This is a genomic window from Nonlabens dokdonensis (assembly GCF_002162835.1).
Taxonomy (GTDB): domain Bacteria; phylum Bacteroidota; class Bacteroidia; order Flavobacteriales; family Flavobacteriaceae; genus Nonlabens; species Nonlabens dokdonensis_B.
The window spans coordinates 1-21,901 of sequence record NZ_MAAX01000028.1 but is presented as its reverse complement, the minus strand read 5'-3'; the positions used below and the strand labels follow the sequence as shown (position 1 = coordinate 21,901).

Sequence of the window (21,901 nt, the reverse complement as noted above, 5' to 3'; positions counted from 1 at the left end):
TACGAATGTAATACTCAAAAATCACAAAAAGTTCCTAGGAATAGAAAATATAATTCATCAATGAACAACCGAAAAGAACAGCTTGCCGCAATAGATCGTTTATTAACCATTATGGATGAATTGCGAGAGCAATGTCCTTGGGATCGCAAGCAAACGCTAGAATCGTTGCGTCATCTTACTATTGAGGAAACCTATGAATTAGGCGATGCGATTCTAGACAAAGACATGAAAGAGATTCCTAAAGAACTAGGTGATTTATTACTGCATATTGTTTTCTATGCAAAAATAGGATCTGAGACTGGTGATTTTGATATCGCCAGTGTGGCCAATGGTATTTGTGATAAATTGATCTCGCGTCATCCCCATATTTATGGCGACGTAAAAGTAAAAGATGAAGAAGAGGTAAAAGCCAACTGGGAAGCGTTGAAACTAAAAGAAGGGAAAAAAAGCGTCCTTGAAGGAGTCCCTAAATCCTTACCAGCGTTGGTTAAAAGTTCGCGTATTCAGGATAAAGTGGCTGGTGTAGGCTTTGACTGGGAAAAGCCAGAGCAAGTAAAAGAAAAACTAGAAGAGGAACTGGCAGAGTTGCAAGTAGAGGTAGAATCAGGAGATAAGGATAAGATCGAGGCCGAATTTGGTGATGTGCTATTTTCACTTGTCAATTATGGCAAGCATCTAGGCGTGAATCCAGAAGATGCACTAGAAAGAACAAATAAAAAATTCATCAAAAGATTTCAATATCTAGAAGGTAAAGCTAAAGAAATAGGGAAGGAGCTGAGCGATATGACACTGTCAGAAATGGATGTGTTTTGGGAAGAGGCGAAGAAGGTGTAGTATGAATAATATTACTGATAAATCTTTAAGGTGTAAGGTTCTTGCCTTTTTTGAGATCAAAGAAGGTTTGATTAAAAGCGTTTCAGGAAAAAGTTACTTGGATTACATACATTATTCTTTTTTACCTATTGCTTTTATAATTTCAATTTTTACAGATAACTATTATTTCTTTGATGATAGCAATTCTTTGATGATTGCTATATGGATTTTATTAGGATTAGTTTGGGCTCTCTTTTATAGATTTTTTCTCCATTACAATGACGTAACGTGTACTAATTTTAATAGCGGTGTAATCTTAGATTTATCTGTTTACGCAAAACAACTTATTATTTATAGGATTCTAGCAGCTATAGCATTTTGTGCATTGATAGGATTAATTGGTTATTTTGTCTTTGTGAAGGATTATAATTTTGTAGCTGATGATCTATTCATTTATATATTTTCATTTTGGATTCTTATTATTTTAGGAGGTTTAGTGGTTAAGGATGAGAATAAAACTACAAGGATTATTAAAATCGAATCAGATAAACTTAGAGTTGATTATAAAAAAGGAGAAAAATACGTTCTATTGAAAGACCTCAAACAAATAAAAATTGCTGGAACGCATCTTTCATTTTTTCCGATGGAAGGAAAGATAGAAATGCTCAACGATTTTGAACTAGACGAGAAAGAACAATTACAGTTAAAAAGTTTTTTAAGCGAACACATGCCTGAAATTTCAGTGTCTATCTATGAAACTAGGCTAGAAATTTTCAACGATAATAAACAAGAAGGTTAATGTGGAATTCTAATCAGTTTTTGAAGTCAGATTATAAGAGCATTAAACTAATGCTATTCACCATAACTTTGGTCATCTTATACATCGTGGTGCGCAATCTAGAATTTTTTAAAGAACACAAAGAGGCTTGTTTTTCAATAGTGATTATTGCTTATTTTATATATCACATATTTATCAAATGGTATAACACTGAGAGCACACAGGTAGGTTTACCTGGAGATAAAAAAAGGTTTAAAATTTTTAATTACTTTGTATTAATTATAGGTGTTTATAGCATTTTTAATGATGATTTGAATAATTCTATTCCTTCCTGGAGTTTCAAGAATTTTTTAGTCTATTTAATTATTGCGCTTTTAATATCAATATTCTTGTATTTATATATAGATGATTCCTTTGAAAAAAGATTTGTAATCATAAAGAATGATCTACTTTATTTTCAAGAATCCACGGCTACTTACGAAGCTCCAATAAAAGAATTTCAAAAGATAAAAATTAGTTACAACAAGATCTCAGTGATTGCAAAGGATGGTCGTAGAGATCGATTAGGCGGTTACAAAATGACTGATGGAGATATACTGAATCTTATTGCTTTTTTAAATAAAAATGCGCCACATATAGAACTTGAGACGCGATATGAAACAATAAATTAGCAAGTGAATTTTCTTAAAGAAGAAAGATTAAAGAAATTAAAACGTTTATGTATATGATAAGTCTATTCGATCGAAAAATAATCCTCTATAATATTCCGTTTTTCTGAGATGTGATGTAAAAAGCATGTACAATCCCAGGAATAAAAAACATTAAGGTGAGTAAAATGTTTATAGCTAGATCATTATGAATTCCACGCTTACGGAAAACACTGATGGGAGGTGCCAAAACATTTAATATAATTGTTAATTTTTTCATTGCTTTTTCCTACAAACATAAATTGTATTCTCTTTTATTAATATTAAATAAGTCTTAAAGCTTATTCAAGACGATGAATGGTTGAAAAGAATCTATTAACGACACGTGCTTTAATTGTCAATCATAAATATTTAATTTGCAATTGGAGTATATATAAACTGTTGATTATAAACATCTCAAAGCATAGTAATAGTAAAGTAATATTTTTATTAAAATCAATTTGATGCTATCTTTACTTCAACAAAATGTTATAAGATGAAAAAAATTTTACTCATTATTCTATTCCTTTCAACGATTTATTCAGGAGCACAAATAGTCATTACACCTAATCCTGTAGATATAAACACTGGTTCAATTACTATAACCTACGGATCAAATAATGATTATTCACTTTTTGATCCTATGAGTAACCCTAATCTTTTACTTTATACTGGTCTTGATACTGATGCAGATCCTACAACCTGGGATTATCATGACGATTTTAGTGATACCGCTACATTTATTCCATTTAATTTTGATACTACTGTAAATGCTTATGTAGCTCAAATCGATGTAGCTGGTAGAATGTATCAAGAAGAGCCTAGTTTGAACATGGTAAGTCTACCTCAAGGATTAAATGTTAATGACTGGTACTTTATTATTATCGCTACTGATTTGAGCAGGCAAAGCGCAGATTTAAAAGGTTCTGATTACGGATGGCAACCAGCAACTCTTAGTAATAATATTTTTGAAAAGGAAGAGTTTAAGATAACAGCAGTAAATGAAGCGCTTGTTTTTGATACGGCAGATTATTACTCGGTAAAGACCTACAACTTACAAGGACAATTAGTTCAAGATATAAATAGAAGATACGTGGAAAATCAAATAGATATGAGTTTACTTCCAGAAAATCAATTATATATTTCTAAAGTAACATCAGCAATAGGAACGGTTACAATTAAACATATTCATTGATATTAAAACAAAAATAGACCGATGAATATATTCATCGGTCTAACTTTTTCAAAGCTATTTAATTATAATAATTAGTCAGAGTATATTACTCTCGCATCTTTTACAGTTGCGCTTAAGTCATTCATACTCGCTACATACATATTGTTATTATTATATTTTCTGTTAGGACGTTCTCCTACAATTATATATTCTACATCTAATTGTGGCGCGTTGATGTCGATTTGATCTTGCTTACGTATAGTTTTACCTTCTAAATCGGTATCACCCTTTTCTAAAGTAGCAATTACATATAATTTATTTTTAGTAGCTCGCACTTCTTGTATTTCTAAATCAGCATCTGTACCACTAATTTCAGTTTCTACCATTAAGGTTCTTTCAGACTTATCACCAGGCATATCTATGTCTAGTACTGGAACTTCTACTTCTTCCTCTTCCATAACTACCACTAGCTTTGGTACTTCTACCATTCTTGTAGTAGTTTTTACGTCTACATCCATCCAGTCTACATCGTACTCTGGTAAATCACCAGCTTCTGTTGTAACATCTACATCTATTTCAGGTAATTCTCCGCTTTCTGTTTTTTTAATATCGCAACTTACAAGTAAAGCCACTATTGCTGCTATTGATAATATCTTAGTTTTCATAATTCTATTTTTTTAAGGTTAATTGAAATGGTTTAAATTTATTTGGCCGTCACGTAAAAAGCGTGGATCACTCCAGGAATAAAGAATAGTAGAGTAAGTATTAAATTGATAATAAAATCTTTACCTATTCCCTTGGCAAGAGCCACACCTAGTGGCGGAATAAAAATGTTAAGGATAATTGTTAAAATGTTCATGTTTATTGGTTTTATAATCCCAAAGGTAGGAGCATTCTCTATCTGAATTACTTAATATTTATTCAATTGATAAAATATTAGCAGTTACAGAATGTTTTTAACAAAAATTATATTAAAATTAATGATTATTTCTTAATAGTGTTAATTTGTTTGGGTGGAAAGCTTTTTGATAATTCCGCTTTCGCGAAAGCGAGATTAAAAAAAAGCTCCTAACCATTAAGTTAGGAGCTTTAAAAATAAATTTAATATGTAAACAGATTTAAATCCCTGTAAATGTACTAGGTGTAATAACACGCATTTCTTTCTTAATATCTTCGCTCACATCTAGAGTTTCAATGAAGGTAGCGATGCTGTCTCCAGTTATCTTTTCATTAGTACGAGTAAGTTCTTTCAAAGCCTCATAAGGATTAGGGTAAGCTTCACGACGCAAGATGGTCTGTATAGCTTCAGCCACAACTGCCCAGTTGTTCTCTAGGTCTTGTGCTATTTTAGACTCATTTAATAAAAGTTTCCCTAGACCTTTTAATGTCGCTTTAAAGGCAATAATAGTGTGAGCTAGTGGAACACCTACATTTCTTAACACAGTAGAGTCCGTAAGATCTCGTTGTAATCTAGAAATAGGGAGTTTTGCAGCTAGATGTTCAAACAACGCATTTGCAATTCCTAAATTTCCTTCAGAATTTTCAAAATCAATAGGATTTACTTTATGCGGCATCGCGCTAGAACCTATCTCGCCAGCTTTAATTTTTTGCTTGAAATAATCCATTGAAATATAGGTCCATATATCTCTGTCTAAATCGACTAGTATGGTGTTGATTCTTTTTAGATTATCAAAAAGTGAAGCCATATGGTCATAGTGCTCAATTTGAGTAGTTGGGAAACTATGTTTTAAACCTAGACGGTTCTCAACAAAGTCTTCACCAAATTTTTGCCAGTTTACTTCAGGAAAGGCCACATGATGTGCATTGTAATTTCCTGTGGCACCACCAAATTTTGCTGCATGCTGTACTTGTTCTAGCATGTGCATTTGCTCTTCTATGCGCACCACAAAAACATAAAATTCTTTACCTAATCGCGTAGGTGAAGCTGGCTGTCCATGTGTACGAGCTAGAAGTGGAATGTCTTTCCATTCTTTAGAAAGCTTGTGGAGCTCATCTCTCACTCGTTCTAGTTCTGGCAGGTACACATTTTCTATCGCATCTTTTATAGAAAGTGGTATGGCTGTATTATTAATGTCTTGTGAAGTAAGTCCGAAGTGAATAAATTCTTTGTGAGTAGATAAACCTAGTTTATCAAATTGCTCTTTTAAAAAGTATTCCACGGCTTTTACATCGTGATTTGTGACTTTTTCTATGTCTTTAATAGCTTGCGCATGCTCATCAGTAAAGTTGCGATATAAGTCCTTTAATTGTTCTTGAGTTTCTGGTTTTAACGGTTGTAGTTGTTTAATTCCGCTTTCGCTTAAAGCGATAAAATATTCCACTTCTATGAGAATACGATATCGTATTAATGCAGACTCAGAAAAATAATTTGCAAGGGATTCGACTTTAGAACGATAACGTCCATCGATAGGAGAGATAGCTTGTAAAGCAATAGGCATAGTTTCTAACTTTAAAGCGTGTAAAAATACGATTTTAAAAGATCATTTCCTTTTAATTAAGATTCTATTTTTGCTAAGATCTTTTTGGCACTAGATTTAAATCCGTTGCCGTAGTTTTCTTGTAGTTTTTGATTCAAAATAGGAATCAATTCTGGATAGATCCAGTGAAATTCTTTCCCGAATTCATATAAACTATAAACTGAAAAAGCCATGTTTGCTGTTTTATCTGTAGTTATTAATTGCTGGAAACAACCTTCTACCATTTTTTCACGCATAGTGTAAGAGAGTATTTCTTGAATAGGATGTGCTTTGCTATTGTAATAACTTTTTGCACAAATACTCGCAATTTTACATAAGGACCGCATAGCAGAAGAACTAAGATGGAGCACAAATAATTCTGAAATTTGCGATAGAAAAGGGTAACAAGCTTTTTCATGTAATAAGAAAGATTGTTCTAAACACCAGGCTGCCTGATGAGAAACACCACTGGATGGATGGCACAAATGGAGTAAGTCTGGTAATAAATGATTGAAAACTGCAGCTTCACCTAATCGTACTCGATCTTTTTTATAGGCTTTAAGTTGTTGTAATTGTTTTAATAATTCTTGTGCTGTCATCAATCAGTGGATCTTATTACTGTAATTCTTAAAAAGACTTCTCAACAGTATTTATTTTGATACAATCATCTTTGTTGCTATCATCAGCTGCACAAATCCATTTTCCATTAACTAATTCTCCTTTAAAAGTAGTGCCACAATTTACACAAATGACAGATTCATCACTTAATAGAAAGCCGTCTTTAAATGAAGAGATGATTTTACCAGAATAGGCATTTTTATGAGATGTGGACGCTACAAGAACCAAATAATCTTCATTTGTAGCATTATCACGTATTATTTTAACGCTAAGCTTTTTTAACTCTGGAGGATTTAATAAAGCAGAATCAGTTACTTCACTTAAATTAGTGTTCCACTCCTTTTTTACATTATCCATACTGACTTCATTTCCTTCAGAATTATAGAAAGTAATTGATTCTAAATCAGAATAATCTTTAGTATGCGTATCGCAATTGTAAAAGAATATCGTTACTAATATAAGAGCGATTCTGACTTTCATAGTTTTAGTCTTAAGTTAATGGATGATTTCGATTTTATTACTCCTTTTCTTGAAATAATGGATAACGTTGTAATAAAGGATAATCAAATTTGTTTAAATCTACGGTTGCAAAAATAGCCTTATCATTTTCACAAAACTCTTGAAAAACATCTTGATAATTTAAAATGCTGCTATCGTCTTTTCTTAGACTCCAGACAGGTTTCTCAACTGTATTGTCGTTTTTCCATAGTTCTTTATAAACACTAGTAGAAATAAGATTCTCACCATCACAAATAGATCTAGGAGCATCTGATGCACTCAGTAGTACGTAAACTGTTTTAGTCATTTTCATTGGATCTTCTTGAACGCCATTAGTCCATTCTACAGTCCATAAAAACTTGCCTTTATTGGTCTCAATATCTGATTTTTCTTGAACTTTATTAGTACAGCTTATAAATAGTACACAACATAATAAAATTGATAAGTAATTCATAATCAATTGTTTTTTAAAAATACAAAACTTTTTGAACAGTCATAGACTCAATAAATCAGCTACCATTTGAACTCCTTTACCAGCTTTTTCTTTAATAACTGTTAATCTTGTTGAGCTTTCTAAGCTAGGTGCTGGATCAACAAAGTAAATAGGAGCGTGGCTAGGTGTAAAATCCCTTAATCCTGCTGCAGGATAGACTTGCATCGATGTTCCTACTATTAACAACACATCGGCTTTTGATACTATTTCAATAGCTTGCTCCATGGCAGGCACTTCTTCACCGAACCATACGATATGCGGTCTCAATTGCGATCCATCCTCACTCAAATCGCCTAGATGGATGTCATTTTCCCATACTATAATTTCGTTACTGTTTTTAGAACTTCTAGCTTTTTTAAGCTCTCCATGAAGGTGAATGACGTTTGAAGACCCAGCACGTTCATGCAAGTCGTCTACATTTTGTGTGATCACGTTTACATTAAAATTACGTTCTAATCCTGCTATGCAATAATGTGCCTCGTTAGGTTCAACTTCCTTAAGTTGTGCACGTCGTTTATTATAAAAATCTAGAACTAGCGCAGGATTTGCCGCATATCCTTCTGGAGAGGCAACCTCCATAATATCATGTCCTTCCCATAATCCGCCAGCATCTCTAAAGGTAGAAATACCACTTTCTGCACTTACGCCAGCGCCTGTTAATACGACTAGGTTTTTCATTTCTGTATTTTACGTTTAAAAGTAGTAGATTTTAAATAGACTGAGAAAGTTTTTAGCCGATTCCGCTCTACAGCGGAATGACAGGGCGCAATGTGTTCTAAGATTTACTGTAAACTTAAAACGAGGTTTGTGTTGGTTCCGCTTTCGCGAAAGCGCACATATAACTATCTTTACCGTCCTCAAAAAAGCAGGGATTTATGAAAGTTTCTTACAACTGGATCAAGCAATTTATAAATATTTCAGGTGAGTTAAATGAGCACACGGCTTTACTAACATCTTTAGGCCTTGAAGTGGAAGGCGTTGAAAAATTTGAAAGTGTCAAAGGTGGATTAGAAGGTATTGTAGTAGGCTATGTAGAGTCCTGTGAGCAACATTCTAATGCAGATAAACTGAAAGTCACTAGAGTTAACCTAGGTGATAAAACGGTACAAATAGTTTGTGGTGCGCCTAACGTTGCTGCTGGTCAAAAGGTGCCTGTTGCAACTATAGGGACAACTTTATATGACGATAAAGGAGAAGCCTGGAAGATTAAAAAAGGAAAAATACGCGGTGAAGAAAGTCACGGAATGATTTGTGCCGAAGATGAACTTGGCCTAGGTTCTTCACACGATGGTATTATGGTGCTCGATGCAAACTTAGAAATAGGAGTGCCGCTTAAAGAGGTCGTTGAAATTGAGGAAGATCATGTCATAGAAATAGGATTGACACCTAATCGAGCTGATGCGATGTCTCATATGGGTGTGGCAAGAGATTTACGCGCGGGTCTTGCTGTAAATGAAGATCCTGTTGAGTTTATCACACCATCAGTAAGTAGTTTTCATGTAGAAAGTCGATCTGCTCGTGTGGATATTGAAGTTGAAAAACCAGAACTTGCACCGCGCTACTGTGGTGTGACACTTACTGGAGTCAAAATTGTAGAATCCCCAGATTGGATTAAAAATAGATTAAAAGCAATAGGAATTGCACCTAAAAATAATGTAGTGGATGTTACTAACTACGTGATGCACGAGCTAGGGCAACCGTTACACGCTTTTGATTTATCTAAAGTTTCTGGAAATAAAATCATTGTAAAAACCTTAGAAAAAGGTACTCCATTTACTACTCTAGATGGTGTGCAACATGAATTACATGAAGATGATTTGATGATTTGTGATGCAGAAAAGCCGTTGTGTATTGCTGGTGTATACGGTGGAGAGAATAGTGGTGTGACTGATGGAACGACGTCTGTTTTTCTAGAAAGTGCTTATTTTAATCCTGTAAGTGTGCGCAAAACTGCAAAGCGTCATGGATTTAATACAGATGCCTCTTTTAGATTTGAGCGTGGTATCGACCCAAATATTACAGAGTATGCGTTAAAACGAGCAGCGTTGCTTATTCAGGAAACTGCCGGTGGTGATATTTCTAGTGATATTACTGATGTGTATTCTCAAAAGATTGAAGATCAGCAAGTATTTCTTCCATTTGCAAAAGTAAATTCTTTAATAGGGCAGGAGATACCTAAAGAAGAAATTAAAAGTATTCTAAGAACACTAGATATAAATGTAAATAATGTTACTGAATCAGGTTTAGGGCTTACCATACCAGCTTATAGAAACGATGTAACAAGACCTGCAGATGTCATAGAAGAAATTTTAAGAGTCTATGGCTATGATCGTATAGAAAGTTCTTCAAAATTAAATGCAACTATTGCTAAGTCTTCAAAATTAGAAAACAATAGACTACAAAATATTGTAGCACAGCAACTCGTAGGACAAGGATTTATTGAAATGATGGCTAATAGCCTAACTTCAGAAAAAAACCACACGCTTACAGATCAAATATCTACTAAGAATGAAGTGCGCATGCTTAATCCTTTAAGTAGTGATCTTGCGGTAATGAGACAGAGTTTGATTTATGGTGGTCTAGAAGCTATCGCACATAATTTAAATCGCAAGCAAGAAAATTTACGCTTGTTTGAATTTGGTAATAGTTACCATCAATATCAAGAACGACAGTTTACTGAAAATAAACATTTAAGTATTCTTACTGCAGGAAATGTCAGTGAGCCTAGCTGGAATAATCCATCACAACCGGCAGATTTCTTTTATTTAAAAGGAGCTGTAATTGCAGTTTTAAAACGATTAGGTATTGATAAAGTAAATGAGAAGCCTACCAAATTAGATTTTCTAAGTGAAGGAATAGCCTTGAGTAGTGGTACAAAAATTGCTGATGTAGGAGTCGTTAAAAAGAAAGTTGCTAAGCACTTTGGAGTAGAGGTGACCGTACATTCTGCAAATATATATTGGGATGAGATTTTGAAGTTAGTTTCTAAAGAGCACGTCCCAGTTACAGAAATACCTAAATTCCCAGAGGTGAGTAGAGACTTTGCGTTATTAGTAGATCAGTCTGTAAGCTTTAAGGAATTAAGGGATATCGCACTTAATTCAGAAAAGAAGATTTTAAAATCGGTACAATTATTTGATGTGTATGAAGGTAGCAAGCTGCCTAATGGTAAAAAATCCTATGCATTGAATTTTACCCTTCAGGATAGCAATAAAACGTTAACTGATAAGCAAATCGATAAAACGATGAATAAAATACAAAAGCAGCTAGAAAATCAAGCTGGTGCGGTGTTGAGGTAGATAATAGATATGTTTTTATCTAAGATTTTAAGCTTTTTTGATGGAGCTTATAAGGTGAAGATCACTATCAAGCTGGATGACTCCTCAAGAAAAATAATGGAGTCTCTTGTAAATAGCAGCTTTTATTCTGGCAATGTTTCATTGTACGATGGGTACTTTATACCTAAAGGAAGGTTTCTTTCTCAAACACAGATTTATCTATCTACTTCAAAGGACAACTTTTATGTTTTGCGCAATGATCAGAAGTTCATGCCTTTGAGGTACCGCTTATTCTTAGCTTTTATTGTGACGTTGGTTTTTTGCATAAAGCCTATGAGTAATGGTGCTTTCTATTTATTTTTTTTGGTTCCTAGTTTTTTTTTGGTTGATTACTAGAATCTCTAGGTTTATTTTAAGAGATGGTGCAGCGCTTTTTTTAGAACGGTATTACCATTTTAAAAATGAATATGAAAAACATAAAGATTTCCCCAACTCTGTTTATTGAAGTTTTTGTATTGCAGTTACGCTTTCGCGAAAGCGAAAAAATTAACAGCACCTCGATGAAATAATAATGCTTCTATTACGACCTATGCAATAAGTAGCTTGAAAATAATAATTTAACTACTTACTTTTAACAAGTTCAAATCAAGAATTTATTATGTGGAATCGTACGAATATCGAAGACAAGCTCAAGAAATCTAAAGCAAAAGCTTTTAAAGAAACGGATATCCTAGATCAAGTTACTGCTATCTTAAAGGAAGAAGATCGCAGAGAAGATGAGATCATGTTGCGTATGAAGAGTCCACAGAAGCCTACACCACGCAATCATTTTAATATAGATTTATTAGAAACAGATCTTATTTATCACGTAGACCAGATTAAAGATATTTGTGTTACTTATAGATTGCGTTTTCTTGATACTAAATATTTCAAAAATGAAATCCCTTATGAGGCTTTGATGAAAATCAAAGAAATGGAAAAGGATCACGATATAACGATGCGAGGTTTTAAAATTGTAGCACCATCTAAAATGTTTAAACTAGAAGATGCAGATGATCCCTTGCTTTTTGCTCCTATAGGAAATGGATATTTTTACCTCATACATAAATGGGGTAATGATTTAAATCCTTTTAGAAAAATATGGGCGTGGAGTTTCAAGAGTTTTGAAAACTTAATATTCTCAACGGTAATCGTTAGTTTACTTGCAGCTTATTTAATACCTAATGGACTATTTGCAAAGAATCCTACAGGTGTGGAATTCTTGTTGATTTTCTTTTTTACGTTTAAATCTATAGCTAGTATGGTATTATATTACTCATTTGCAGCTGGTAAGAATTTCAACACGGCCATCTGGAATTCAAAATATTTTAATGCGTAATTGATTCCCCTAAATTATCGTATTATTTAAAATGCTCCATGCTTTTAGTGGGGCATTTTTTATTTTAAACCGCATTGCAATAAGTTGATATAAATGGAGTAACTTTAAGGTAAGACTATCGATAATGAAAGAAAGTAAAAAATGGTATAACGATGTTATTATGGTAGGTTCGCTGCTATTTATAATTCCGCCAGTTGGGATATATGGAATTTATAGAAGTGAAACTATTCCTAGATTGTGGAAGAATACCGTTTATAGTTCTGTCATTATAGTTGCTGTCATTTTCTTTCTCGTTTTTTTTAGGTAAAAGTATTGATTAAACAGTGTAGTGCATGTTGTTTTTAAAATGTTTAAGCCAGCTGCAATATTTCAATTATCTTTGATTTTCAAAAATTAATTATGGCAGTAAGAAAAAGAAATCCTATACTAGGTGGTATAATGGCAGCAGTTTTCATTGGTTTTGGTGGTTATAGATTATATGATCACTTTGTAATAGGTACACCTATGGAAACCATGTATATTGTTTTAGGTTTTGGTTTAGTAGCATACGGTCTATTTATAGTTTATTCTTTATTTACGCAAAACGATGCCTGAAAATAATTCCAGTAAACGCAATTATACCCTTGTGTTATCTATTGCATTTATAGGAATAGGAGCCTGGAAGTTATACGATCGCTTCTATCAAGAAGAAGAGGTAGAAACCTATCAATGGATCCTTGCAGTAGGTCTTGTAGTGCTAGGAGTCTATCAACTTATAGGATTGAGGAAGAAGTGATTATTAAGCTTACTGAGTAAAATGCAATTATTCCTCGACCAGAGAAAATGATCAACTGGGAATTTAAATTAACATCATAAAAGAAAAATCGGCTGTCAAAAATGAATTTGATAGCCGATTCTCTTTTCTTGATATTTTAGTATTAAAACCCTTGTTTTATGGCTGCCATTTTTAAAGCTGCTACAGCGGCTTCACTACCTTTGTTTCCATGAATACCACCACTACGAGCGACTGACTGTGCATGAGTATCATCAGTTAATACACAAAAAATGACAGGTACCCTAGATTTATTAAGATTGAGATCTTTAATACCATTTGTCACTCCTTGACATACAAAGTCAAAGTGCGCTGTTTCTCCTCGTATCACACTTCCTATGGCAATAATAGCGTCTAGACCTTTACGCAACTTGCTATCCTTAACAGGGTAGCTAGAGTACTGCATGTTCTTACAACCGTATATGAGTTCAAAAGAGCCTGGTACATCGATACGGAATATTCTCTCTGCATCCACACCACAGTCTAGTAAAGTATCATGGGCTCCCTTAAACAGGTTTTCTGTGATATCTTCATTCCATTCAGATACTACAATTCCTATGCGCATATCGCTTGCGTCTGGAAGACTGTTTTTATCGTAATGCGATAAATCTTTACCTGCGGTAGCCATATTAAATTAGTTAGATGCTGCTCTTGCCTGTCCTAAAAGAACTTGAGCAGTTTTATATTCTGCAGCGTCAGGATAGTTCTCTTCTATTCTTTCTAATGCTGTAATAGCTGTAGAGGTATCTCCAGTAGTAAGAGCAACTTGTGCTGCTTTTAAAAGATACTTAGGAGTAGAGAATTCATTTTCATTTGAATTTGCAGCGTCCATATAATGAGCGATAGCATCACCTGGTTGTCCTGCTTGTACAAGAGCGTCACCTATACCAGCTTGTGCGATAGCATTTAAAACAGAATCTCCACCGTCAAACTTCTCTAGGTATTCAATCGCTTTTTGAAGTTGGTCACCACCTATATTTAAGTAAGCCATACCAGCTTGATAGTTTGCTAGGTTACCAGCATCAGTACCAGCATATTCTTCGGCTATTTGTATCAATCCATACTTACCATTTGCTCCTTCTAATGCTAGAGTATATAAAGAATCTTTCTCCTTACCTGTAGAATTTAAAGCAAGATCGTAGTATTTGTTTGCCTCATTAGACTCAGCTACAGCTTCCATTTGCTTAGGCTCCATAACAAATTGATTATACAACCATGCACCTAAAGCTGCCACGACTATAACACCTACCACTATAATTATAGCTTTTTGGTTTTTTTCTAGCCACTGCTCTGTTTTGTTTGCACCTTCATCAAGAGAACTAAAAACCTCTGCGGTTGTAGATTCAGAATCATCAAAAAGTTCTTCCTTCTCTTCCTTTTCTGGTTTCGTTTTCGGTTTGTATCCTCGTTTGTTATAAGTTGCCATAATTATCTTTAATTGAACGCGCAAAAATATAATTTTTATCTATATATAAAAACAGGTTAAAGCTTTATTCTCTGCCTTTTGTTAGGTTAAATTTGTACAGGTATAATAAAGCTGGTGGTTATTCCGCTTTCGCGAAAGCGAGATCCTTACAAACATCAGTAAAACAGTAGTTTATAAAATCTTCTATGCAGCTTAATTCCATTAGTCTTATCAATTATAAAAGCTTCTCAAGTGCCGAATTTGAGTTTGATGAGAAGATAAATTGCTTTGTGGGCAACAATGGAGTCGGAAAAACGAACGTTTTAGACGCTATTTATCACCTTGCTTTTGCAAAAAGCTATTTTAATCCGATTACGGTACAAAATATCAAGCACGATGAAGACTTTTTTGTGGTGAATGGTAATTTTATAAAGAACAATCAGGAAGAAAAAATTGTCGTAAGTGCAAAGAAAGGAGTGAAGCGTGTATTAAAGCGCAATGGTAAGGTTTATGATAAAATAAGCGACCATATAGGCTTAATTCCTCTAGTAATCATATCTCCAGCAGATCGTGACTTGATAACTGAAGGAAGTGACACGAGACGTAAATTTCTTGATGGAGTGATATCGTTAAGTAATGCTACTTATTTAAACAAGTTAATTACTTATAACAAGTTGTTACAACAACGCAATGCACTGTTAAAATACTTTTCAATTAATCGTACGTTTGATAGTGATGGTCTTGCTGTTTATGATGAACAGCTGGCAGATTTAGGTGGTTTTATTCACAATGTTAGGAAGTCGTTCTTAGAATCTTTTACTCCTATATTCAGAAAATACTATCAGAAAATTTCTCGAACGGAAGAACTGGTAGATATTTTCTACAAAGCCGATTTTAACAATGAAGATCCAGCACAGGTAATAAAAAATGCCCAACAAAAGGATTTACAGTTGCAATATACTAGTGTAGGCACGCATAAAGATGATTTACTCTTTCTACTTAATGATCATCCTGTAAAAAAGTATGGAAGTCAAGGCCAGCAAAAAAGTTTTTTGACAGCTTTAAAATTGGCTCAATTTGAATTTATAAAGCAGGAAAGTGGTACGGTACCTATTTTGCTTTTAGATGATATTTTTGATAAGTTAGACGCATCTCGTGTGGCGCAAATCATTAATATGGTGAATGATGAGCAATTCGGTCAGTTGTTCATAAGCGATACCCATCCAGAACGAACAGAAGAAGTGATCAAACAAACGGAGCAATCTTATAAGATATTCAAGTTATGAAAAAAATCATCTATTTAATTCTCGTGTCAGTTGTTATCTCTTGTACCAGTAATGAAGATAAAATAAAGGCCGTAGAAGGTTATTGGAATATTGAGCAGGTTTTAATGCCTGATGGAAATGAAAGAGAATTTCCTTTTTCTAACCATATGGATCATTTTGAAATAGAAGGTTATAAAGGAGTAAAGAACAGAGTAAGCCCTACTTATGATGGTGGTTTTATAAGTTATGGAAATCCTATTTACTTTGAGTGGAAAGAGAAAGATGGCGATATATGGCTTACCTTTCAAGAAGGAGAAGGATCCTACAAACAAACAGTTGAAAAAGCTACTAAAGAAACGCTAGTACTTTTGCATGAAAATGGAACGCGTTATACTTACAAATCATATATACCTAATGAGGAACAATAAGAAAGAAGATTTTGTGCGCATGAGTGATGTGTTGAGTGATTTTAAAGCTCAAGATAAGCTGCAGAAAGGTTTCCAGAAAGTGGATGTAGAAACAGCCTGGAAAGAGGTGATGGGCGCAGGTGTCAGTAATTATACAACACAAGTTAAATTTACTACTGGGACACTTTTTATAAGTCTTTCTTCATCTGTACTGAGACAAGAATTAATGTACGGTCGTGCAAAAATCATTAAGAACCTAAACGATCATTTAGGTAGAGAGATGATTGAGAAATTGGTATTGAGGTAGTACTATTAAATTTACTATTGTTAATAGTCAAGAATCAGTTAGGAGTAGGCTTGCTATCTACTTCTTCACTCGCTTTAAAATCTCTTTCTTTTACCATTTCCTTTTTAAATATACGCTCGTAGAGTTCTTTCAAGCTATTAAAATTGATACGGTATTGTAGTCCTAGGCCTTGTGTATAGTCTTCTTGCTGGCCTAATTGCTGTAAGGTGTTTTCTCTATTGAACAATTTTAATCTTAAGGTACCATCTTCATTAATTAAAAATTCAATTTCTACATTACCTATCACTGCTCGCTCACTTGCGCTTGTAGATCCTACTGGAACACCTAGCTTGCCATTGATCAAAACACGATCTGTTATTTGAGTGCTTAAAGTAATTCCAAAACGATCTGAACGTTGTAAGTCAGAGTTAGGATTGCGCTCTGACGCTTCATAACTCACTCCAAAATTAAACTTGCTGTCTTCACGGCTTACCAGATCGTTAACGATTCCAGTAACACTTTCTACAACATTACCGGTCACGGCATTTTGACCGATGCTATTGGGGTTGTAAAAGGATCCTGTTGCGACTAAGGAAAGTGCTTGTAGCTGTCTTTGAGATTTGTCTTCTAGTCTGTATTGTAATTCAGAGCTCACAACAGAGTTCGTATTGGGGAATCTAATTTGAAATTCTGGATCAAAGAAACTAAGATCACCTTGTAATTTAGTAAGTACTTCTACTGGCACTTGAGCGTTTAAGTTAGGGTTATCAAGTAATATAGAGGGATTTGCACTAGTTCTATAAACAGCTTCTACATCAATGTTTGCATTAGTAGGATCTCCATTCCAGTCCATTGTCCCACCTGGTTCAATGATAAAGTTCTTGTTTACAATACCGGCATATTTAAAATTATAATATCCTTCTGTAACAATAAAATCACCGTTCATGATAAATTTACCGTTGGTATTTATTTCAAGAAGTAAGTTACCTACGCCGCTACCGTGTAAATAACTTCCGTTTGTAGGATCAACAGTAATTTCTACTTCTGCAACTGGAGTTACCTCTAATTCAAATCTTAATTCAAGTCCTTTTACTTCTTTGGTTACAATTTTTTCACCAGAAATGCGCGCCTTTTTTTCTTCAGGACTTAAGAAGTAAATAGCTGTAGTGTCACCAAGAGATTCTCCATCGTTGATAGGGACTTTGAAAATGGTGTCTTCACCTGTAATAGCGATTACGTTAATGAACAGCTCATCTATCGGTCCAGTAATGGTAGCTTGTCCATCTATAAAAGCGGTTCCATAATACAAGGCATCTGGCGTGAGCTCGGTATCAAGAGCCAATAATCTATCCGACTCTATTTTCAAGTCCATATCCCAAAAACCAAAGTTTTTATGATTGATAGCACCAGAAAGGATCCCTTGGGTATTATATTTTGTATCAGTTAAAGAAATATTATTAAAATCAAAAGAAGTTGAGGTTATACCTATCTCAGAATTGTTTTCAATATTGAAATCGGTATTTAAATAGGGTATTCTTAGACCAGCTTTTTTCAATTTTAAAGAACCATTTATTTCTGGAGCAATTAAGGATCCTGTTATGGAAGCTTTGCCTGATGTTAAACCTCTTATTTTATCAAGAACTTCGCCACCTAAAGGACTTAATGCTATGAGATTAAAATCTTTAAAAACAGCCTCTACATCTATCTGACTTTTTTCACCTTGAGTATTTATTGTTCCATTTGCCGAAAAAGATTTCAACTCATCATCTTTGAGCTGTGCATTTACATCATATAGACTGAGATCTTCATTACCGATAACAGATAAATCAAAATCTCCTAGTGGAGTCTCATTTACTTCAAAACCTTTTACTGTAAACTCACTGGATGGCGCATATTTACCATCGGTCTGGTCTAGAGATAAATAACCGTCTATATGTCCTTTAAGTTTTAAACTATCTATAGGTGATGTAAGGCTAGACACTCTTACATTCTCAAAATTTAAATTAAGGTTTTTAGACTCCTTTCCAGATATTGAGCCTCCTAGTGTTATAAATTCTTCTTCATGTCTAGCTACTAAGCTATCGAGCTGAAAGCTTTTAAAATCATGGTCAAATTTCAACTTTACGTTGTCATCTTTCTTATTTAGAAACCATTTTTTACCTTGAAAAATTATGTCACTTTTTTTGATTCCTACAACTGATTGATTCTCATTATTTACGGTGTGATAAAAACTTAGGTTGAATTTATCAGTATCTCTAGAAGAACTATTAAATTTAGTTCTAAAAAGCAACGTGTCATTATTAGTCACATTGATAAGTTGGAAATTATTGATATCATAGGTGCCATTTTTTACATTGTCTACCTTGATAAACGTATTAAAAAGTGGATTTTGGTTATTAACTTGTACATTAACTTTATCTAGTTCTATATCGTAAATCTTGATGTCTGGTGATCTAAATGTCATTCTAAACTGAGCCTCATTACTTGCGACTTGACCTTTTAAAATCGTGTTTTCGCCTAGAGCGATATCAGGAAAAACAAGGTCTACAATCTTATCATAGATTTTAAATTCATAATCTAGGTATTGATCTTTTGTAATGCTTTTTGATTGATAGTTAGTATAAACGTTACCGATACTGTTTTTAAAAAGTTCTGGGATTTCAGAAATAATAAAAACTCCAGAAAGCTCTCCTTCAATTATATCTGTGCTATTAATGGAGATATAATGTTCTTCATTTTTAAAACTTGATACTATGCTAAAATCATCAAAAACATAATCATCGTTTTGATTTTTGTAGCTCGCATCTTTTATATTAATACTACCTACAGCATTATCAAGAGAGGTACCTTTCATATTCATGACTATATCTCCTTTGAGTATAGCAATGGAATCTCTTGTAAACAGATTTATTTTATTTAGATCTGCATATTCAATATTAGCAGTAAAGTCATAAGTGTTGATAGCTTCTGTAAGATCTGCAAGTCCATCAAAAGCCATTTTTAAATTAGGATCGTTTACAGAGACAATACCGTTAAAAATAGGTTTCTTAAAAATCCCATTTACACTAATATTGCGATAGGTATAATCATTATAAGTGAGTTGCGCGATTTTACCTTTTAATGTTGCATTTGCCTTATCAGGATCAAATCCTCTACCGTCCACATCTAGGTTTAAGCTTACTCCACCTAATTCTTTAACCCCTAAGAGTGAACCTATGTCTACCTTTTGCAATTTGATATTCCCTTTATAATAAATGTTCCCACTTTGAATGTCATTAAGAACTAGATCAGTATTAAAATTCCCTTTACGTGAATTTCCCGATAATCTGGTTACTACTGTATTTGCATTTACACTTGCATAACCACTGGCCTTCACTGTTCCTAGTTGATTAAGTTCATTAGGTAATGTATTGCCTAAAATGTTGGGTAAAAACTTTTTTAAATCAGTATTACTGACTTCTAAGCTTTTAAAATCACCTTCTATAAAGAAATCGTCTTCATTTTCAATTAAATTTTGAAAATGCATTTCTCCATCAATGGTGATATCATTGAGCGTAGTGGCAACTAGATTTTCTACTTTGAAATCATTAAGAGGTCCTTTCATATGACCAGTGATAAGGACCTTGTCGTTTTCTACAATTTCGTTGTAGAATTTTCTGAGTTCATTAGTGGAAAGATTTGCATCTGTAATATTAAAATCCCACTCCACTTTTTTTATAAAATCTGCAAAGTCTTTCCGATCATAGTTAAGCTTTAAGTCTCCTTTTAATATTGATCCTGCAGTGTTAATGGTTAATTCATTTGCAGTAATTTGAGAAGGTGTATAAGAGAAATCTGCAGATAAATTTTTGATCTTTAGAATTTTATTCCCATTTACATCAGGATTCATAACACCTGTATACATATCAAAATCGGCATGTTCAATTACGGCATAAATATTTGAGCCTTCAATTCTTAAACCATTAGATTCAAGATTGAATTTTTGGGCAACAAAGGTCTCTGGATATCTCAAATTCTCATCGATGATACTGATTCTAGAATTTGTGATATTTAAATCTCCGGTATTCAACACAAAAGGCTCAGAAGAACTGCTAGAACCACTCCCAAACTTAATTATAAAATTATTTAGATTATCATTAGGCTCACCTTTATAACGTTTCATATTAAGATATAAACCGTCTATTGAAGTCGTACCTAGATCTGGTTTACCGGCAAATAAATCTCCAAAACCTAAAATCGATGTGCGTAGCTCGTCAAAATAAATAAGAGTATCCTTACGTTCATCTAGAGCTAGCGATTTCTTTAAAATGACATCTCCAGAAAAACTAATGTCTACCGCAGTGATTTGAATATCAGTGCCGTAATCTTCATTAAGTTGCGTAGTTAGATACTGTGCCGTAGCAGTTTGCACTTTAGGAAATGAGAAGGTGACTACTAGAATTATAAATAATAATAGCAGCACGAGCAGCGCCCTGAGTAATATTTTTATGAACCTCTTAATCACATATCGTTTACCTTTGCAAAGATTACCAATTTTTATGCCTTTATAGCTTAATGGACACACAAATTTCTTACATTCTTGCAATAGAATCTTCATGTGATGATACAGCATGTGCTGTATTAAAAAACGATAAGGTATTATCTAATGTTGTTGCTGGTCAGGAGATTCATGAAAAATATGGCGGAGTGGTTCCAGAGTTAGCTTCTAGAGCACATCAATCTCACATCGTTCCAGTTATAACTCAAGCATTAAAGCAGGCAGGCATTAAAAAAGAGCAATTAAATGCGATATCGTTTACTCGAGGACCAGGATTGATGGGCAGCCTTTTAGTAGGAACTAGTTTTGCAAAATCGCTAGCCTTAGCCTTAAACATTCCTTTGATAGATGTACATCATATGCACGGTCATATTCTCGCGCATTTTATAGATAACGATGGTCAAGAAAAGCCTAGTTTCCCTTTTTTAGCAATTACAATAAGTGGTGGACATACACAAATAGTAAAGGTGGCAGATTATCATGATATGGAAGTTATAGGAACTACTCAAGATGATGCTATAGGTGAAGCCTTTGATAAATCTGGGAAACTATTAGGTCTAGGATATCCAGCCGGACCACAAATAGATAAATTAGCTACAAGCGGCGACCCTTTAAAGTTTCCGTTTCCTATTCCTAAAGCTCCTGATTTAAATTATAGTTTTAGCGGTTTTAAAACGGCTGTATTATATTTTGTACAGCGAGAGGTAAAAAAGCAACCGGACTTTATCACTAATAACTTAAATGATATTTGTGCTAGTATACAACACACATTGATAAAGATTCTTTTTCAAAAAATTGAAAAAGCAGTGCAACAAACTGGTATAAAAACAGTAGCCATAGGAGGCGGCGTGAGTGCAAATTCAGGAATACGTTCCCAGCTTAATTCGTATAAAGAAAAAGGTTGGAACGTCTTTATTCCACCATTTGAATATACGACAGATAATGCTGCGATGATAGGTATATCAGCTTACCATAAATATAAAAAAGGTTATTCTGC

Annotated in this window: 23 protein-coding genes; 12 read left to right on the top strand and 11 right to left on the bottom strand. The window is 33.8% G+C overall.

All coding sequences use genetic code 11. The features are described 5' to 3' along the window. Positions 1-60 precede the first annotated feature (60 nt). Genes mazG through A9Q93_RS01715 form a run of 3 tightly spaced genes read left to right on the top strand, consistent with a single transcriptional unit; the run spans position 61 to position 2,262 of the window. Positions 61-834 carry a nucleoside triphosphate pyrophosphohydrolase gene (gene mazG / locus A9Q93_RS01725; RefSeq protein WP_303685656.1) on the top strand — a complete coding sequence of 258 codons (774 nt, stop codon included), beginning with the start codon at positions 61-63 and terminating at the stop codon, positions 832-834. Position 835: 1 nt separating this feature from the next. Continuing rightward, complete coding sequence (locus A9Q93_RS01720) at positions 836-1,612, top strand: hypothetical protein (protein ID WP_303685655.1); 777 nt, start codon at positions 836-838, stop codon at positions 1,610-1,612. Then, entirely contained in the window at positions 1,612-2,262 is a 651-nt protein-coding gene (locus tag A9Q93_RS01715) for a hypothetical protein (protein ID WP_303685654.1), read from the top strand. Before A9Q93_RS01720 ends, A9Q93_RS01715 begins: the two co-directional genes overlap by 1 nt. Before the next feature lie 85 nt (positions 2,263-2,347). Here the strand turns inward: A9Q93_RS01715 and A9Q93_RS01710 are convergent, their stop codons facing one another. After that, positions 2,348-2,518 carry a YqaE/Pmp3 family membrane protein gene (locus tag A9Q93_RS01710; protein ID WP_303685653.1) on the bottom strand — a complete coding sequence of 57 codons (171 nt, stop codon included), beginning with the start codon at positions 2,516-2,518 and terminating at the stop codon, positions 2,348-2,350. A 255-nt stretch (positions 2,519-2,773) separates the two neighbouring features. Here A9Q93_RS01710 and A9Q93_RS01705 point away from each other — a divergent pair, with 255 nt between their 5' ends. Then, positions 2,774-3,472: a hypothetical protein gene (locus tag A9Q93_RS01705; protein ID WP_303685652.1), complete on the top strand. Its 699-nt coding sequence runs from the start codon at positions 2,774-2,776 to the stop codon at positions 3,470-3,472. Between the two features lie 71 nt (positions 3,473-3,543). On the opposite strand, the gene A9Q93_RS01700 is transcribed toward A9Q93_RS01705, so the two are convergent. From A9Q93_RS01700 to A9Q93_RS01670, 7 genes are all read right to left on the bottom strand, one after another. Beyond that, positions 3,544-4,116, bottom strand: a complete 573-nt coding sequence (locus A9Q93_RS01700; RefSeq protein ID WP_303685651.1) for a hypothetical protein — start codon at positions 4,114-4,116, stop codon at positions 3,544-3,546. A 38-nt stretch (positions 4,117-4,154) separates the two neighbouring features. Further along, positions 4,155-4,310 carry a YqaE/Pmp3 family membrane protein gene (locus A9Q93_RS01695; protein ID WP_303685650.1) on the bottom strand — a complete coding sequence of 52 codons (156 nt, stop codon included), beginning with the start codon at positions 4,308-4,310 and terminating at the stop codon, positions 4,155-4,157. A gap of 259 nt (positions 4,311-4,569) precedes the next feature. Next, positions 4,570-5,910 (bottom strand): adenylosuccinate lyase, encoded by a 1,341-nt coding sequence (gene purB / locus A9Q93_RS01690; RefSeq protein ID WP_303685649.1) that lies wholly within the window; start codon positions 5,908-5,910, stop codon positions 4,570-4,572. Between the two features lie 56 nt (positions 5,911-5,966). Continuing rightward, the gene (locus tag A9Q93_RS01685; RefSeq protein WP_303685648.1) at positions 5,967-6,527 is read right to left on the bottom strand and encodes an adenylosuccinate lyase; all 561 of its coding nucleotides are present in this window, start codon (positions 6,525-6,527) and stop codon (positions 5,967-5,969) included. 28 nt (positions 6,528-6,555) lie between these two features. Continuing rightward, a complete protein-coding gene (locus tag A9Q93_RS01680) occupies positions 6,556-7,026 on the bottom strand; it encodes a hypothetical protein (RefSeq protein ID WP_303685647.1) in 471 nt (156 codons plus the stop codon). A 37-nt stretch (positions 7,027-7,063) separates the two neighbouring features. Further along, complete coding sequence (locus A9Q93_RS01675; RefSeq protein WP_303685646.1) at positions 7,064-7,498, bottom strand: hypothetical protein; 435 nt, start codon at positions 7,496-7,498, stop codon at positions 7,064-7,066. 39 nt (positions 7,499-7,537) lie between these two features. Further along, positions 7,538-8,215, bottom strand: coding sequence for an NAD-dependent deacylase (locus tag A9Q93_RS01670; protein ID WP_303685645.1), 678 nt, complete (start codon positions 8,213-8,215; stop codon positions 7,538-7,540). 197 nt (positions 8,216-8,412) lie between these two features. Here A9Q93_RS01670 and pheT point away from each other — a divergent pair, with 197 nt between their 5' ends. The 4 genes from pheT (at position 8,413) to A9Q93_RS01650 (ending at position 12,968) form a co-directional block, all read left to right on the top strand. Beyond that, entirely contained in the window at positions 8,413-10,836 is a 2,424-nt protein-coding gene (pheT, locus tag A9Q93_RS01665; protein ID WP_303685644.1) for a phenylalanine--tRNA ligase subunit beta, read from the top strand. 637 nt (positions 10,837-11,473) lie between these two features. Beyond that, positions 11,474-12,193 carry a hypothetical protein gene (locus A9Q93_RS01660; protein ID WP_303685643.1) on the top strand — a complete coding sequence of 240 codons (720 nt, stop codon included), beginning with the start codon at positions 11,474-11,476 and terminating at the stop codon, positions 12,191-12,193. 399 nt (positions 12,194-12,592) lie between these two features. Then, a complete protein-coding gene (locus A9Q93_RS01655) occupies positions 12,593-12,787 on the top strand; it encodes a hypothetical protein (RefSeq protein ID WP_303685642.1) in 195 nt (64 codons plus the stop codon). Next, complete coding sequence (locus A9Q93_RS01650; protein ID WP_303685641.1) at positions 12,780-12,968, top strand: hypothetical protein; 189 nt, start codon at positions 12,780-12,782, stop codon at positions 12,966-12,968. Before A9Q93_RS01655 ends, A9Q93_RS01650 begins: the two co-directional genes overlap by 8 nt. Positions 12,969-13,110: 142 nt before the next feature. Here the strand turns inward: A9Q93_RS01650 and ribH are convergent, their stop codons facing one another. Further along, positions 13,111-13,632 carry a 6,7-dimethyl-8-ribityllumazine synthase gene (ribH, locus tag A9Q93_RS01645; RefSeq protein ID WP_303685640.1) on the bottom strand — a complete coding sequence of 174 codons (522 nt, stop codon included), beginning with the start codon at positions 13,630-13,632 and terminating at the stop codon, positions 13,111-13,113. A 6-nt stretch (positions 13,633-13,638) separates the two neighbouring features. Continuing rightward, positions 13,639-14,430: a tol-pal system YbgF family protein gene (locus tag A9Q93_RS01640; protein WP_303685639.1), complete on the bottom strand. Its 792-nt coding sequence runs from the start codon at positions 14,428-14,430 to the stop codon at positions 13,639-13,641. A 185-nt stretch (positions 14,431-14,615) separates the two neighbouring features. Here A9Q93_RS01640 and A9Q93_RS01635 point away from each other — a divergent pair, with 185 nt between their 5' ends. Genes A9Q93_RS01635 through A9Q93_RS01625 form a run of 3 tightly spaced genes read left to right on the top strand, consistent with a single transcriptional unit; the run spans position 14,616 to position 16,388 of the window. After that, positions 14,616-15,695, top strand: a complete 1,080-nt coding sequence (locus tag A9Q93_RS01635; protein WP_303685638.1) for a DNA replication/repair protein RecF — start codon at positions 14,616-14,618, stop codon at positions 15,693-15,695. Then, positions 15,692-16,102 carry a lipocalin family protein gene (locus A9Q93_RS01630; protein WP_303685637.1) on the top strand — a complete coding sequence of 137 codons (411 nt, stop codon included), beginning with the start codon at positions 15,692-15,694 and terminating at the stop codon, positions 16,100-16,102. Before A9Q93_RS01635 ends, A9Q93_RS01630 begins: the two co-directional genes overlap by 4 nt. Then, positions 16,089-16,388 carry a DUF721 domain-containing protein gene (locus A9Q93_RS01625; protein ID WP_303685636.1) on the top strand — a complete coding sequence of 100 codons (300 nt, stop codon included), beginning with the start codon at positions 16,089-16,091 and terminating at the stop codon, positions 16,386-16,388. Before A9Q93_RS01630 ends, A9Q93_RS01625 begins: the two co-directional genes overlap by 14 nt. Before the next feature lie 34 nt (positions 16,389-16,422). Here the strand turns inward: A9Q93_RS01625 and A9Q93_RS01620 are convergent, their stop codons facing one another. Continuing rightward, positions 16,423-20,829 carry a translocation/assembly module TamB gene (locus tag A9Q93_RS01620; protein WP_303685635.1) on the bottom strand — a complete coding sequence of 1,469 codons (4,407 nt, stop codon included), beginning with the start codon at positions 20,827-20,829 and terminating at the stop codon, positions 16,423-16,425. A gap of 92 nt (positions 20,830-20,921) precedes the next feature. On the opposite strand from A9Q93_RS01620, the gene tsaD reads away from it, so the two are divergent. Then, positions 20,922-21,901: tRNA (adenosine(37)-N6)-threonylcarbamoyltransferase complex transferase subunit TsaD (gene tsaD, locus A9Q93_RS01615; RefSeq protein ID WP_303685634.1), on the top strand; the 980-nt coding region annotated here is incomplete at its 3' end.